The 13,932-nt window shown below is 68.6% G+C and carries 15 protein-coding genes; 5 read left to right on the top strand and 10 right to left on the bottom strand.

Annotated elements, in window-relative coordinates; genetic code table 11:
* Positions 1-29 precede the first annotated feature (29 nt).
* Positions 30-1,694 (top strand): 4Fe-4S binding protein, encoded by a 1,665-nt coding sequence (locus tag A5779_RS16390; protein ID WP_064883633.1) that lies wholly within the window; start codon positions 30-32, stop codon positions 1,692-1,694.
* A 22-nt stretch (positions 1,695-1,716) separates the two neighbouring features.
* Here A5779_RS16390 and A5779_RS16385 read toward each other — a convergent pair whose 3' ends face one another.
* The 10 genes from A5779_RS16385 to A5779_RS16340 all read right to left on the bottom strand — a co-directional run bounded on the left by A5779_RS16385 (position 1,717) and on the right by A5779_RS16340 (position 9,955).
* Positions 1,717-2,805: an AAA family ATPase gene (locus A5779_RS16385; protein ID WP_064883631.1), complete on the bottom strand. Its 1,089-nt coding sequence runs from the start codon at positions 2,803-2,805 to the stop codon at positions 1,717-1,719.
* Positions 2,802-3,425, bottom strand: coding sequence for a nicotinamide riboside transporter PnuC (gene pnuC / locus A5779_RS16380; RefSeq protein WP_064883629.1), 624 nt, complete (start codon positions 3,423-3,425; stop codon positions 2,802-2,804). Before pnuC ends, A5779_RS16385 begins: the two co-directional genes overlap by 4 nt.
* Positions 3,426-3,457: 32 nt before the next feature.
* Entirely contained in the window at positions 3,458-4,009 is a 552-nt protein-coding gene (locus A5779_RS16375; protein WP_064883627.1) for an AAA family ATPase, read from the bottom strand.
* Positions 3,996-4,751, bottom strand: coding sequence for an energy-coupling factor transporter transmembrane component T family protein (locus A5779_RS16370; protein WP_064883625.1), 756 nt, complete (start codon positions 4,749-4,751; stop codon positions 3,996-3,998). The genes A5779_RS16375 and A5779_RS16370 overlap by 14 nt, the downstream gene beginning before the upstream one ends.
* Before the next feature lie 7 nt (positions 4,752-4,758).
* Positions 4,759-6,243, bottom strand: coding sequence for an ABC transporter ATP-binding protein (locus tag A5779_RS16365; protein WP_064883624.1), 1,485 nt, complete (start codon positions 6,241-6,243; stop codon positions 4,759-4,761).
* On the bottom strand, positions 6,240-6,857 hold the full coding sequence (locus tag A5779_RS16360; protein WP_064883622.1) for an ECF transporter S component: 618 nt from the start codon (positions 6,855-6,857) through the stop codon (positions 6,240-6,242). The genes A5779_RS16365 and A5779_RS16360 overlap by 4 nt, the downstream gene beginning before the upstream one ends.
* Before the next feature lie 105 nt (positions 6,858-6,962).
* Positions 6,963-7,505 carry a GNAT family N-acetyltransferase gene (locus A5779_RS16355; RefSeq protein ID WP_064883620.1) on the bottom strand — a complete coding sequence of 181 codons (543 nt, stop codon included), beginning with the start codon at positions 7,503-7,505 and terminating at the stop codon, positions 6,963-6,965.
* Between the two features lie 132 nt (positions 7,506-7,637).
* On the bottom strand, positions 7,638-8,090 hold the full coding sequence (locus A5779_RS16350; protein WP_064883618.1) for a VOC family protein: 453 nt from the start codon (positions 8,088-8,090) through the stop codon (positions 7,638-7,640).
* A 141-nt stretch (positions 8,091-8,231) separates the two neighbouring features.
* Positions 8,232-8,861 carry a maleylpyruvate isomerase N-terminal domain-containing protein gene (locus tag A5779_RS16345; protein WP_064883617.1) on the bottom strand — a complete coding sequence of 210 codons (630 nt, stop codon included), beginning with the start codon at positions 8,859-8,861 and terminating at the stop codon, positions 8,232-8,234.
* Positions 8,837-9,955, bottom strand: a complete 1,119-nt coding sequence (locus tag A5779_RS16340) for a citrate synthase 2 (protein ID WP_064883615.1) — start codon at positions 9,953-9,955, stop codon at positions 8,837-8,839. Before A5779_RS16340 ends, A5779_RS16345 begins: the two co-directional genes overlap by 25 nt.
* Positions 9,956-9,996: 41 nt before the next feature.
* Between A5779_RS16340 and pdxH the strand changes: the two genes are divergently transcribed.
* The 4 genes from pdxH (at position 9,997) to A5779_RS33865 (ending at position 13,862) form a co-directional block, all read left to right on the top strand.
* The gene (pdxH, locus tag A5779_RS16335) at positions 9,997-10,710 is read left to right on the top strand and encodes a pyridoxamine 5'-phosphate oxidase (RefSeq protein WP_064883613.1); all 714 of its coding nucleotides are present in this window, start codon (positions 9,997-9,999) and stop codon (positions 10,708-10,710) included.
* A gap of 63 nt (positions 10,711-10,773) precedes the next feature.
* Positions 10,774-12,090 carry an MFS transporter gene (locus tag A5779_RS16330; RefSeq protein ID WP_064883611.1) on the top strand — a complete coding sequence of 439 codons (1,317 nt, stop codon included), beginning with the start codon at positions 10,774-10,776 and terminating at the stop codon, positions 12,088-12,090.
* 81 nt (positions 12,091-12,171) lie between these two features.
* Positions 12,172-12,810: a TetR/AcrR family transcriptional regulator gene (locus A5779_RS16325; RefSeq protein ID WP_110777385.1), complete on the top strand. Its 639-nt coding sequence runs from the start codon at positions 12,172-12,174 to the stop codon at positions 12,808-12,810.
* 467 nt (positions 12,811-13,277) lie between these two features.
* The gene (locus tag A5779_RS33865; RefSeq protein ID WP_131811653.1) at positions 13,278-13,862 is read left to right on the top strand and encodes a hypothetical protein; all 585 of its coding nucleotides are present in this window, start codon (positions 13,278-13,280) and stop codon (positions 13,860-13,862) included.
* Positions 13,863-13,932 lie beyond the last annotated feature (70 nt).

Genomic DNA, 13,932 nt, shown 5'->3' with positions numbered 1-13,932 from the left:
GGAAAGCGCAAGGTCTGCAGAGGTTCTAGATGCCCCACGTGATCACCCAGTCGTGTTGTAGCGACGGGTCCTGTGTCTACGCGTGCCCGGTGAACTGCATCCATCCCTCACCGGATGAGCCGGGCTTCGCGACGGCCGAGATGCTCTACATCGACCCCGAGGCGTGTGTGGACTGCGGCGCGTGCGTGAGCGCCTGCCCGGTCGGCGCCATCGCGGCCGATACCAAGCTGACGGACAAGCAGCTGCCGTTCATCGAGTTGAACGCCGCCTTCTACCCGAAGCGGGAAGGCAAGCTGCCGCCGACATCCAAATTGGCTCCGGTGATCGCGGCGCCGCACGTCGCGGCGCGGTCCGGTGGGCCGTTGACGGTGGCCATCGTGGGCTCCGGCCCGGCCGCCATGTACGCGGCCGATGAACTGCTGACACAGCGCGGCGTGCGCGTCAATGTGTTCGAGAAGCTGCCGACGCCCTACGGGCTGGTGCGGGCCGGCGTGGCACCGGACCATCAGAGCACCAAGCGGGTGACGACGCTGTTCGACACCATCGGCAGGCAGCCCGGTTTCCGGTTCTACCTCAACGTCGAGGTGGGCAAGCACCTGTCGCATGCCGACCTGCTGGAGCACCATCACGCCGTGCTGTACGCGGTGGGTGCGCCCAACGACCGCCGCCTCGACATCGACGGCATGAACCTGCCCGGTACGGGCACTGCCACCGAGATGGTGGCCTGGATCAACGGGCACCCGGAGTTCACCGATCTGCCGGTGGACCTGAGCCACGAGCGGGTCGTCATCGTCGGCAACGGGAACGTCGCATTCGACGTCGCCCGGGTGCTCACCGCCGATCCGGATGTGTTGGCCCGCACCGACATCTCCGATCATGCGTTGGCGGCCCTGCGGTCGTCCCGGGTGCAGGAAGTGGTGGTCGCGGCCCGCCGCGGCCCCGCCGAATCGGCCTTCACGCTGCCCGAGCTGATCGGCCTGACCGCGACCTGTGACGTCGTGCTCGACGAGGCCGATCACCAGCTGGTGGTCGCAGACCTGGCCCGCGAGACCGATGCGCTGACCCGCAACAAGCTGGAGATCCTGACCAAGCTGGGCAATGCGTCCGCGCCGCTGACCCGGCCGCGGATCCGGTTGGCCTACCGCCTCACCCCGCAGCGGGTGCTCGGCGAGGACCGGGTGGCCGGCATCGAATTCGGTGTCACCGGAACCGACCAGGTTCGTGAGCTGGAGGCCGGCCTCGTGCTGACCTCGATCGGCTACCGCGGCAAGGCAATTGCCGATCTGCCGTTCGACGACGATGCCGCCGTGGTGCCCAACGACGCCGGACGCGTGCGCGGTGCGTCAGGCGCCTACGTCGCGGGCTGGATCAAGCGCGGGCCCACCGGCTTCATCGGCACCAACAAGTCGTGCGCGGCGCAGACCGTGCACCAGCTGGTCGACGATTACAACGCCGGTGCACTGACCGATCCGGTGCACAAGGCGGCCGCCTTGGAGAAGCTGGTGCGTACCCGCCAGCCGGCCATGGTCGACGCCGCCGGGTGGCGGGCGATCGACGCCGCCGAGGTCGCGCGCGGCGGCGAGGACCGTCCCCGGGACAAGTTCACCTCGGTCGACGAGATGGTCGCGGTCGCCGCTACGGCACCGAAACCGACTGTGCGCCAGCGACTCACCGCGAGCCTGCAGGCACACTGAGTTGCCGGGGCCCGGCTCGGGATTACTCGAAGCCGGGCCCGTGCAACGGCTCCCCGAAGCGCATCGAAAGATTCAGCAGCGGGTCGACGGTGCGTAGCGCCAACTCGACACGATCGGCCAGCGAGCCCGTCAGCAGCACCCAGGAGTGCCCGGCCGCGGTCAGGGCGTCGGCGAACCAGCCGGTCATCGCCGCCCGCATGTCCAGGTCTCCCTCCCGCATTCCGTCGTCGTGCCATGGCACGTCCGTGTGGTCGGTGAGCAGATACACCGCACGGCGCGGCACCTGGGTCCATGGTTGACCGCTGCGCGCGGCCATGCCGAGATAGCGGCGTTCCCACACCGCGGTGGCGAACGCATCGGTGTCACACACCAGGATCGGTGAGCCCTCGCGAGCAGCAGCCTCTTCCCGGCGGTTCTGCTCGGTCCCGATATCATCGAAATCGGCGTGATCCCAAACCAATTCGTCGATCGATCGGCCGGGTTGGCGTTCCCAGAGCCGGGCCGTGTGCTCGCGACCGTACTCCTCGACGTTGCGCGTCCTGGCCCACACTCCGCCGCGTGCCGCATAGTGCTGCTGCAGTTGCGCGGCGACTGTCGTCGTCCCCGTCGACTCGGCGCCCAGCACGACGACCCGGGTGGTCAGTCCCGCACGAGTGGCCGGGGCAAGTTCGAGCCACCGGTCGGCCAGGTCGCGGCGCACGGCCGAGGCGCTGACCGGGCTCCGGGTGATCCGCACACTCGCGGCGTCGAACCAGCGTGCCAGCTCGTCACCGTAGTCGTCGCCGCAGAACACCGCGTCGACCTCGGTCGGGCAGCCCGCCGCCCGCAACCCGGCCCGCATGGCGGCCACCTGCGCTGCCCACACGCGTTGGTCAGTGACGTCCAGCGGTGCATCGCAAGGGATTCCGGCGACGGTCACGTTGGTCTGCGCCGAGTGTGTCTCGCGGAGCCAGGCCACCCGATCGGCCAGCGGCACGGTTTCCGGTGCGGCCGCCATCACCAGCACGCTGACCCGGTCGCACCGGTTCGCCGCGTCCGTGATGGCGGCGTGGTGTCCGCGATGGGGCGGATAGAACTTGCCGATGAACAGGCCATGACCGAACTCGCTCATGACACCCGCACCTTCCGCCAGGACTGCAGCCCCGACAGGCACAGCACCAGGAACACCGCGTAGATCGCCGCGGTCAGGTTCAGATCCCGGCTCACGTACAGCGGGATGTAGACGCAGTCGGCGGCGATCCAGAAATACCAGGTTTGGACGTACTTGCCGTTCAGCAGCCACTGCGCGACCAGCGACAGGCTCGTGGTGAGCGCGTCGAGAAACGGGGCTGCATCGTGGGCGGCCCGGAGGACGACCGTCAGCAGAGCCGTGCCGGCCACGACAACACCTACGCACCAGCCGATTTGGTCGGGGCGGGCGCGGGTGACCATCAGTGGCGTGCGACCGGCGTTGCCGTACCGCCACTGCCACCATCCGGCGAAACCCAGCGCGATGTAGAGCACCTGAAGACCGGCGTCGGCCCACAGCCGGGCCGAGGTGAACAGCACCAGGAAAAACAGGCAGTTGGCGATGCCCACCGGGAAGTTGGCGATGTGCCTGCGCACGGTCAGCGCCACGCACAGCCCGCCGGTGAGGAAGCCCAGCAGCTCGGCCCAACTGACCGCGTCGCCGCCCAGCACGAACAGTGTGGTGTTGAGTGGCTGCACGAGCTGCGCCAGCCAGTCCAGCATCGACTCTCCCCTCCGGTTGTTCCGCGTCGACCCTAACCGGGAGCGGTGAATTCGAATCTGCCTGCGGTCAGCACCGCGATCAGATCGGCGCACGCCCTGGGGCGGAACCGCGCGATGAACTCGTCCTCCTGGGCGGCCCACCGGTCCCAGTGCGGTCGGTAGGTCTCGCCGTCGCGGTCCAGTGCCCGGCGCTTGCGCTCGGTGTCGTCGGCGTCGACCCAGATGCCCAGATCGGCCAGCGCCCGGCCGGCCGGGGTGAGCGCCCCGATGCCCTCGACGATCAGCCGTTGGCCGGGTTCGACCTCGTGGTGGCCGCTCGGAGCGGCGGCAGCCCAATCCCATTGCCGCCAGCGCCCGTTACGTCCGGCCACCCGCGGCTCGAGCAGCGAACGCTGCACATGCTCTGCGGCCCACGCCAATCCATCCCATCCCGGGTAGATGTCGTCAAGGCGGACCACGACGGAATCGGCCCAGCTCTTGTGCAGTTGTGCCGCCAGCGTCGACTTGCCCGACCCGGAACGGCCGTCGATCAGCACGGTCGTCGCAGCGGGACCGAGCCGGCTCAGGATCTCATCGAGCGCCAATGAAGTTCCAGGCTCCGGAGGAAACCGAGACGCCGATGGCGACTGCGGCGATGACGAATCCTGCTGCGATCAAGGCGAACTCGCGGGCGCCGAACGGCGACGGCCGGGCCCAGGTGCGGGTGGGGTAGGCGCCGAACCCGCGGGCTTCCATCGCGGTAGCCAGCTTCGACCCGCGCCGCACGGCGAACACCAGCAGGGCGAACGTCTGCCCGGCGACCCGGCGCACCCTCGCATGGTCGGCCACCCCGCGGGCCCGCCTGGCATAGCCGAGATACTGCCAGTCCTGCCCGAGCAGTCCGACCAGTCGCAGGCCGGCCAGGGCGCCGATCACGAACCGGGCCGGCAGTCGCAGCGCCTGACCCAAACCGTCTGCCAATTCGGTCGATTCGACGTCGATGAACAGAATGACCGACGGCAGCGCGATGGCCAGGACGCGGAGGAAGGTGGCTGCGGCCAGGGCGATGGATCCGTCACTGATCGTGACGAGGAAGAAGTGCCAGTACACCGTTCCGCTCACCTGCCCGTAGAGCAGGATGGTGATCGCGGTGAGTGTGGCTGCGAGCGCGACCACTGCACCGCGGGTCAGCGCCGCCCGCAGTCGCACACCCACGACGGCGAACAGCACGATCTCACCGACCAGTGCGGTCAGCGCCGACACCCAGTCGACCGACAGCACGAGGGCACCCGCGATGACCAGCGCGGTGAGCAGTCGTGCGACCGGATTGATCGTGCGCGCGGTCATGGTGCGGTCATGGTGCGGTCTCCGCGGTGGGCTCCCAGTCGGGCAGCACGATCCGGGTGTCGGCGAGCACGTCGGCAAAATCGAGATCGTGGGTTGCGGCGACGACCGCCGTACCGCCGTCGGCGATTTCGGCCAGCAACCGGGTCAACTCCTCCCACGTGCGGCGGTCCTGGCCGAACGTCGGCTCGTCGAGGATGATCACCTTGGGTGCGGTTGCCAGCATCGTTGCCACCGACAGGCGGCGCTTCTCGCCGCCCGACAACGTGTAGGGGTTCACCGCGGCGAGGTGTGTCAGGTGCAGGCGTTCGAGGAGTTCGTCGGTGCGGGCGGCGATCTCGGCGGCGGGGAGCTTGATGGCCTTGGGACCCAACGCGAGTTCGTCGCGCACCGTGGCGGCGAGGAACTGATGCTCAGGATCCTGGAACACGCTGCCGATCCGGGTGAGCAGTTCTTTCGACCGCCATTTGACGGGCTTGCGGCGGGACGGGGAGGGGGCGAAGTCGGGGTGCGCCTCGAGTCGTCCGGCGGGTACGGGCAACAGGCCGCCGAGGGTGAGCGCCAGCGTCGACTTGCCCGCACCGTTCGGGCCGGTGATCACCGTGGTCTGTCCGGCCTCGATCTCGAAGTTCAACCCGACGTGCATCGGTGGATCGCCCGGGTGGGCCAGGGCGAGATCCGTGGCCTGCAGCAGTGATTCGCGGGTTCCGGACCGGTGGCGGGTGATCTCGGGTAGCGGGGTTTCAGGCACCCACACACCTGATCGGACCAGGTAGTCGTGATTGTGTCGGATGGTCGCATCCGGGGTCCCGTCGGCGATCACCTGACCGTCGGCGCCGAGCACGACGACGCGGTCGATGACGGGCATCCACACATCGGTGCGGTGCTCGATGACGATCAGTGTCGCGCCGGTCCTGGCGGCCGAGGCGGCCACCGCATCCCGCACTTCGAGGACACCGGCCGGGTCGAGATTCGCCGTCGGCTCGTCGAGCAGGATGAGCCCGGGATCCATCGCGATCACCCCGGCCAGGGCAAGTCGCTGTTTCTGTCCGCCGGACAGTTCCGATGTGGATTGGGACAGAGCCAGTTTCAGGCCGACGGCATCGAGGGCTGTTCGGACCCGGGGCCAGATCTGTTCGCGCGCGACGCCGAGGTTCTCCATGCCGAAGGCCACGTCGTCACCGACCCGGGACAGGATCACCTGGGCGTCGGGATCCTGCAGCACCATCCCGATCCGGTGACGTTGTTCGTTCGGCGCGGCACCGTCGACCCGCAGCGTGCCCGCCTGCCTGCCTTCCTCGGCACCGCCGAGCAATCCCGCAATGCCATGCAGCAGAGTCGATTTCCCGGCACCGGACGGGCCCAACAGCAACACCCGCTCGCCGGGCTCGATCCGCAGATCGAGATCCCGCACGGCCCAGGCGGCGCGTCCGGCGTGGCACCAACCCCAGGCGTGTGCCGTGACCGTGGCACCGGCGCCGTGCGGTGAGTTCATCGAGCCTCGGGGCCGATCCGTCCCGACGCGAACCGGCTCAGCGCTCCGGTCTTCGCCAGACCCCTGACCGCGAACCACGACAGGAGCCCGGCGACGAGTGCGCCGGACACGATCGCCGAAACCGTGTAGATCGCGGCGAACGTGTTGGCCGAACCGGGATACCAGAGTATGAGGTCGTTGATCGCCAGGGCCAGCCCGGCGACCGCCCCGGCGATCAGCGCGACCGGCAATCCCCAGCGGCGGTAGAGGAACACCGCGAAAACCAGTTCCGCGCCGAGCCCCTGCACCAGTCCGGATTCGAGCGTGAGCACGCCCCACTGGTTGCCGACCAACGCCGACACCGTGGCCGCGACGAGCTCGCCGTACAGGGCCGCTCCGGGCTTGCGAATCACCAGGGCGGTGAGCACGCCGGCGAACAACCATCCGCCGGCGAGCAACGCCTGCAGACCTGGAAGCGCCGCCGTCAACGGTGCACCGATCGGGTTGGACGCGATGTTCCACACGACGAACACCAGCCCGGCCGCCGTTGCGAGGACGCTGGCGACGACGATGTCCACGACCCGCCAGCGCAGGGCGCGGGCAGCCGGCGTGGTGTCGGTGGGCTGGGTGTTCATCGATCTCCTTCGTGCACGTCGCGATGTCATGCGCGGAAACCAGTATGAGCTGCGCCGGGCCGCCCGAACGCCGCCCACTCCTGCGCGGGGTCGATCCGTTGTCGCCTACCAGAGGTCGCCGATGCGCCAATCGCAGATCAAGGGCACTGACTTCGCGAAACCGCAGACCGGAGTGCGAATCGGGAGCAGGAAGATCCGGTCGGCGGCATCGTAGGTGTCGATCACCCCACTCGGGGTTTCAGCCTGGGTTGGGCCGTCCCAAGGATGCCAGCCGCGGCTGGCATAGAACGGAGCCGCGCTTTCGACGGCGTTGAGGGCCCCGATGTCGTGCCGTTCGGCGAGGATGGCCTCCGTGTCCTCCATCAGCAGGCGGCCCAGGCCGCGGCCCTGTCGGTCGTTGCGCACGGCAACAGCCTCGACGTAGCCGGCCTGAAACACATCACGGTCGTGGCGGAGCGTCCGGGTCACTACCGCCGCGTGAGCCAGCAACACGCTGTCCTCGGTGACCATGACGTGTACTCCGTCGACACCATGGAGCCAGTCATGCTCGCGGAAGCCGTCGCCGAAAGCCGAGCGGACCAATGTCTCGGCGGAGCGTAGGTCGCCCTCGCTCAGTTGCCCCGGCTCGGCGATCACCACGTCGATCACCGACTCAGAATGTCATGCTGGCACCGCTGTTCCTGGGCGCCGCGCCGTCCTTCCGGTCGCGCCTACCACCTCCCCGGAGCCTGCCTCACCGACACCAACATTCGTGGTGGGCAGGGCCCGGTTGACGGTGGCCTACTGCCCGGACTGCATGGCCTGTGCGATCTCCTCGGGGCTGACCTCGCGCACCGGCTGTCCGAGTGACCACAGGTGGCCGAACGGGTCGCGTACGACGCCGTAGCGGTCGCCCCAGAACTGATCTTCCAGCGACATGACGACCTCTGCGCCGGCGTCGACGGCCTTGGCGAACTTGTCCTCGACATCGGTCACGGTGAGGTGGATGGTGACCGGGCTGCCGCCCAGCGCCTTGGGCGTCGACGGCTTGCCGTCGTTGTACTCGGGAAAGTCATCGTTGAGCATGACCGTGGACCCGTTGATGTTGAGTGCGGCATGGATGAGCTTGCCCTCAGGCCCGGGCACGCGGCCCAGCTCGGTGGCACCGAATGCCTTGACGTAGAAGTCAATTGCCGCGGCGGCGTCGTCGACAACCAGATGCGGAAGGACTGCGGGTGTTACTTCGATCGCCATGATCTTCTCCTGGTGTGGTGAGCGGTTTCAATGCAGACCCGCGCGGCAGGCGGATCTCATCGGCGGACAGGTCCCATGCAACCACCGCCCACCGACAAAAGCTCGGCTGCGAACCCGTCGTTTCGGCGCAAGGGCGAGAAGTCAGACGACCGAGAAACCGGGAGGCAGATCCGCCCGTCCGGTCAGGGCCATCAGTACGGTCTCACCCCCGCCCAGTTTCACGGCGATCCGCGCGGCCAGGCCGTTGGCCGCCGCCATCACCTCGGACGGTAGATCCGCCGGACGGCCGGTGGCCCGGGCGATGTCCAGGCTGTGCACGGCGAGTTCGAAGACGCGGGTCGGCAGGTAGTCGCTCAACCGGATACCGAACCCGCCAATCACGGTGATCAACGGATCGCCTGCCTGGTCGACATCGGCCAGGGCCTGGCTGACCAGCGCATCCACCGCGGCGGCCGGATCGGAGCCCAGGTCGCGGCCGGCCTGCCTGCCGCGTTCGACGACGGCGTCGCCGTCGGACAGGAACGCACGAATCGCGGCGTAGTACTCGACCGGTCCTGCCAGATCGGCCGCCGACGCCGGGTCCTGTAGGTACGTGCTGACGGTGATCAGCGAGCGCGACGCGTGACCCACAAGGGCGCGTAAATCCCACTCGCCCAGGCCGGGCCCGTCAAACGAATCCCCCGGCAGCGCCCGAACCAGACGGGCGAAAGCGTGTGCCGCCGAGGCGAATTCGTCGCGAGGACCGCTCACGACGTGGCGATCTTGTCCCATCCGGCGACCGACTGCACGCTGCGCGGTTCGGGGCCGACGTAGATGGCGGCGGGGCGGACCAGCTTGCCCAGCCGTTTCTGTTCCATGATGTGCGCGCACCAGCCGGCGGTCCGGCCACAGGTGAACATCGCGGGCATCATCGAGGCGGGCACCTCGGCGAAGTCCAGGATCACCGCCGCCCAGAACTCGACATTGGTCTCGATGGCCCGGTCCGGGCGCCGTTCGCGAAGCTTGGCCAGCGCGGCCTGCTCCAGGGCCGCGGCCACCTCGTAGCGGGGCGCCTCAAGCCGTTTCGCCGTGGCCCGCAGCACCCGGGCCCGCGGATCCTCGGCCCGGTACACGCGATGGCCGAAGCCCATCAGCTTGTCGCCGCGATCCAGGATGGATTTCACCACCGCGCGGGCGTCACCGGACTTCTCGACCTCTTCGATCATCGGCAGCACCCGGGCCGGTGCACCGCCGTGCAGCGGCCCGCTCATCGCGCCCACCGCGCCCGACAGGGAGGCCGCGACGTCGGCGCCCGTGGAGGCGATCACCCGGGCCGTGAACGTCGAGGCATTCATCCCGTGTTCGGCGGCGGTGACCCAGTAGGCGTCGATCGCCTCGACGTGCCTGGGATCCGGGTCGCCCTGCCAACGCGTCATGAAACGTGCTGTGACCGTGTCACATTCGTCGATCCGGCGTTGCGGCACGGCGGGCTGATAGATGCCGCGGGCGGACTGGGCGACGTAGGACAGTGCCATCACCGAGGCCCGGGCCAACTGGTCACGGGCAGTCGTGTCGTCGATGTCCAACAGTGGCGCGTAGCCCCAGATCGGAGCCAGCATCGCCAGTCCGGCCTGGACGTCGACGCGGACATCGCCGCTGTGGATGGGCAGTGGGAAGGGCTCGGCCGGGGGCAGGCCCGTGCCGAAACTGCCGTCGACCAGAAGTCCCCACACGTCGCCGAAGGTGACCCGGCGTTCGACGAGTTCCTCGATGTCCACGCCCCGGTAGCGCAGCGCGCCGCCGTCCTTGTCCGGCTCGGCGATCTCGGTGGTGAAGGCGACGACGCCTTCGAGGCCGGCAACGAAGTCTTCCGGTACAGCTGGCATGGCCAGATTGTTGCACCACGTCCAGGCGTAGCGTTACCGCGGTGGCCATACCCTCCGGACCAGCCCCTGAACACGACCAGCACGACCTGGCTGCCATGCGTGTGGACTACGTGGAGAAGGACGGCTGCGGCGACCTGGACGTCGACTGGCTCGGCGATGACCCGGCAACCGGTTGGCTGACGCTGTTGCGGACCTGGCTGGCCGATGCGTACCGCGCCGGAGTGGCGGAGGCCAATGCCATGGTCGTGGCCACCACCGACAGCGAGGGAAGACCCGTCAGCCGAACCGTGTTGTGCAAGAGCATGGACGAGACAGGCATCACGTTCTACACCAACTATGACTCAGCCAAGGGGTCACAGCTGGCCGCACATCCGTACGCGTCGGCGACCTTCCCCTGGTACCGGCTGGGGCGTCAGGTCCATGTGCGCGGTCCGGTCACCAAGGTGAGCCGTGAGGCCACCCAGGAGTACTGGTCCAAGCGGCCCCGCGGTTCGCAGCTGGGGGCGTGGGCGTCGCAGCAGTCGAGCCCGATCGCATCGCGCCCGGCGCTGCTCGGCCAGCTCGCCGAGGTGACGGCGCGGTTCGCCGACCTCGAAACGGTTCCGGTGCCGCCGAACTGGGGCGGCTACCTGATCGCACCCGAGAGCGTGGAGTTCTGGCAGGGCCGGGAGAACCGGGTACACAACCGAATTCGCGTGATCTTCGCCGCCGGGCCGGCATCGGGTGAGGCGCACGCCGAACGCCTCCAGCCATGAAGTTCCCCCGTCGCTTCGCTCGCCCCAGGGCGACATCCCCCGTCGCTTCGCTCGCCCGCCGTCGTGCGTAGGTTCTTCGCCGACACCACACCGCTGCGCACCCCGGACTTCCGGCGACTGTGGGTGGCCGGGATCCCCACGGTCATCGGTGCCAACCTGACCATCTTTGCGGTGCCGGTGCAGTTGTACGTGCTCACCGAGAACTCCGCCTACGTCGGATTGTCCGGCGTGTTCGCGCTCGTCCCGCTGGTGGTCTTCGGCCTGTGGGGCGGAGCCTGGGCCGACGCGATGGACCGCAGGCTGTTGCTGATCATCGCCTCGATCGGCCTGGCCGTGTCGTCGGTGCTGTTGTGGCTGCAGGCCGCGCTGGCGCTGAACAACGTCTGGGTGGTGCTGTGCCTGCTGTCGGTGCAGCAGGCGTTCTTCGCGATCAACAGCCCGACCCGGTCAGCGGCGATTCCACGGATGCTGCCGGGCGAGCAGTTGCCCGCGGCGAACGCGCTGAACATGACGGTCTTCCAGTTCGGGGCGATCGTCGGACCCCTGTTGGCCGGGGTGATGTTGCACTGGGTGGATTTGTCGACGCTCTATCTCATCGACGCCATCTGCTGCCTGGTACCGATCTGGGCCACGTTCCGGCTGGCGCCGATGCCGCCGGCAACCACCGAGGAGGGCGGCTCGCGGTGGGGCCTCACGGCGGTGCTGGACGGTTTCCGCTACCTCGCCGGTAACCGGGTGGTGTTGATGTCGTTCGTCGTCGATCTGGTGGCGATGATCTTCGGGATGCCGCGGGCACTGTTCCCCCAGATGGCACATGAGAGCTTCGGCGGTCCGGTGGAGGGCGGCACGGCCATGGCGTTGCTGGCGGCGGCGATGTCGGTGGGTGCGGTGGCCGGTGGCGTCTTCTCTGGCTGGCTGCCGCGGATTCGTAGGCAGGGGCTGGCCGTGGTCGTGGCGATCGTGGTGTGGGGCGCGGCGATGGCCGGGTTCGGTATCGCCGGTGGTGCGGCAGGCGGCAGCGCCGGGGTGGTGCTGTGGATTGCGTTGGCTTTCTTGGCCGTTGGCGGTGCGGCCGACATGGTGTCGGCCGCGTTCCGGTCGACGATCCTGCAGCAGGCGGCCTCTGACGAGCTGCGCGGCCGGCTACAGGGCGTCTTCACCGTCGTGGTCGCCGGCGGCCCGCGGTTGGCGGACACATTGCACGGCGCGGCAGCGGCGGCGGTGGGCACCACGGTCGCCGCTGCGGGTGGCGGGGCGCTGGTGATCGTCGGTGTGCTGATCGCCGCGCTCGCGGTGCCGGCGTTCGTGCGCTACCGGGTGGGCGCGACCGGCGCGCAGACGACCGTTCCGCAGGAACAGTCCGAGGCTGACAAAGTATGACGACCGGCGAATGGCACTGAGCGCCACATAGTTGCCGAAATGGACCGAAAAGCAGGCCTTTGAGGGCTAACATCCGATCTCGTGGTTGACGGGATGCGCCAGGCCGAGACCGGACTGCGCGAACGCAAGAAGCAGCGCACCCGAGCGATGCTGATCGAGGCCGCGATAGACCTGTGCGACCGCCAGGGATTCGAGAGCACCACCGTCGAGCAGATCGCGGCGGTCGCAGATGTCTCGCCACGCACCTTCAGCCGCTACTTCGCCACCAAAGATGCAGTGGTGCTGGCGTTCGTCGACGAGGTGATCGAGAGTGTGGCGGTCGAGTTGACGGCGCAACCGGCCGACATCGGCCATCTCGAGGCGGTATACCGCGCTCACGTGCAAGCCTTCCTCAAGACCAAGACCGCGCCGCCGACCCAGCTCACGGCCGATCGGCTGTTGGCCTCGGCGCGCATCGTCACCTCGTCGCCGGCGCTGATGCACACCGCGTCGCAGTTCCGGGCGGATGCGGTCAACGTCGCGTTGACCCGGCGGATGGGCGTGCCCGGTGACGATCGCCGGCTCAAGCTGACGGCCGTGGTGTGGGGCTCGATCATCATGACGGCCATCGCTGAGCTGGGATCTCGGGCCGACTGGGCTTCGGTGAGCGTGGACGACATCGTCGACAAGATCAAGGCGACGTACGCCGATTTCCTCGCGGTCGTCGAGGGCGCGGGATAGCTCGCGGGAGCTATACATCCGGGAATCTTGGCGCACAGCCGACCCCACAGATGCGGTTAGGCTCAATCGGCCGCGTACGAATGCGAAGTATCGGCAGTATTCGACGGTTCGGTGGCGCAGGTCAGCGAACGCCGCTGCGCACGGCGGCGCCGGGCCCGATTACCATCGAATCTTCGGATCGTCGACGGCTGGCGATCGCTGTTCGGCGGGGTCAACGAGCAATGGGTGGGGAAAAGCAGATGACAGACGGCTGGCACGGGGACGGCCCGGCTGATCCATTCGGCAACAACCCATTCGGCGGCCCGCGACGGGCGATCGCTTCGGCCAACCATGGGGTCGCCGTACAGCCTGCTTCGATAGCATCACGTGGTGCGGTTCGGGGGTGTGGCTTCGCTTTCAGTGGTGGGCATCCCACGCTGCGCCGACCTGGCTCGACCGAGAACTGAAGACGGAAGGATTGGTGGCGTTTGAGCACCCCGAGTCCATTCGATTTCAGCGACTTCGGTCCCCCGGCCCGGCCCGGGCCCTCCGGCCCGCCCGCCGGCCCCGGCGGGCATCCCGCACCAGGTCCGGGTGGGCCCTCGTCGGGTTTCGACCCGTGGGCCGGCGCACCTGCGGCCCAGGCCCAGCCCCAGCGTGCGTCGCACGAGGTCTTCGGGGGGCCGCCTGCCGGCCAACCGATGGGGGCGCAGGACGCATTCGGCCAACCCATCACGGTCGGGCCCGGAGCCGCCGCGCTGCGGACCACCGGACCACCGTTGATCTGGTTTGCGGTGGCGCTCGCACTGGCGCTGGCCGGAGTGATCATCGCGGTGATCGGCGCGATCATGGGACCGATGATCGTCACGGCGGTCGCGGGTTGGCTGTTGGCCGGGCCGGTCGCCATCGGCGCGCTGGCGGTCTACACACGGGTGGACACCCGGCGCCGCACGGATGCCATCTACTCGGCGCCGAATTGGACGTCGACGCTGTACTGGGCGGTGTTGGCGGTCTGCCTGGTCGGTATAGCCGTCGGGGCCTGGCAGATCGCACTGTGGGCGGGCAGGCTCTGATATGGCGGTGTTGATTGTCAAGTGGGCAGGGTGAAGCGGCGTGCCGCAACCGTCGCTGCGGCCCGCCGCT

Origin of the sequence: Mycolicibacterium peregrinum, assembly GCF_001665625.1 — a bacterium.
Taxonomy (GTDB): Bacteria; Actinomycetota; Actinomycetes; order Mycobacteriales; family Mycobacteriaceae; genus Mycobacterium; species Mycobacterium peregrinum_B.
Note: the sequence above shows the minus strand (reverse complement) of the source record. Positions and strands in the feature narration are given on the sequence as shown.

Coding starts and splice junctions, on each gene's coding strand:
- A5779_RS16390 (WP_064883633.1), top strand. CDS start 30: ATGCCCCACGTGATCACCCAGTCGTGTTGTAGCGACGGGTCCTGTGTC.
- A5779_RS16385 (WP_064883631.1), bottom strand. CDS start 2,805: ATGAGCGAGTTCGGTCATGGCCTGTTCATCGGCAAGTTCTATCCGCCC.
- pnuC (WP_064883629.1), bottom strand. CDS start 3,425: ATGCTGGACTGGCTGGCGCAGCTCGTGCAGCCACTCAACACCACACTG.
- A5779_RS16370 (WP_064883625.1), bottom strand. CDS start 4,751: ATGACCGCGCGCACGATCAATCCGGTCGCACGACTGCTCACCGCGCTG.
- A5779_RS16365 (WP_064883624.1), bottom strand. CDS start 6,243: ATGAACTCACCGCACGGCGCCGGTGCCACGGTCACGGCACACGCCTGG.
- A5779_RS16360 (WP_064883622.1), bottom strand. CDS start 6,857: ATGAACACCCAGCCCACCGACACCACGCCGGCTGCCCGCGCCCTGCGC.
- A5779_RS16350 (WP_064883618.1), bottom strand. CDS start 8,090: ATGGCGATCGAAGTAACACCCGCAGTCCTTCCGCATCTGGTTGTCGAC.
- A5779_RS16345 (WP_064883617.1), bottom strand. CDS start 8,861: ATGGGACAAGATCGCCACGTCGTGAGCGGTCCTCGCGACGAATTCGCC.
- A5779_RS16340 (WP_064883615.1), bottom strand. CDS start 9,955: ATGCCAGCTGTACCGGAAGACTTCGTTGCCGGCCTCGAAGGCGTCGTC.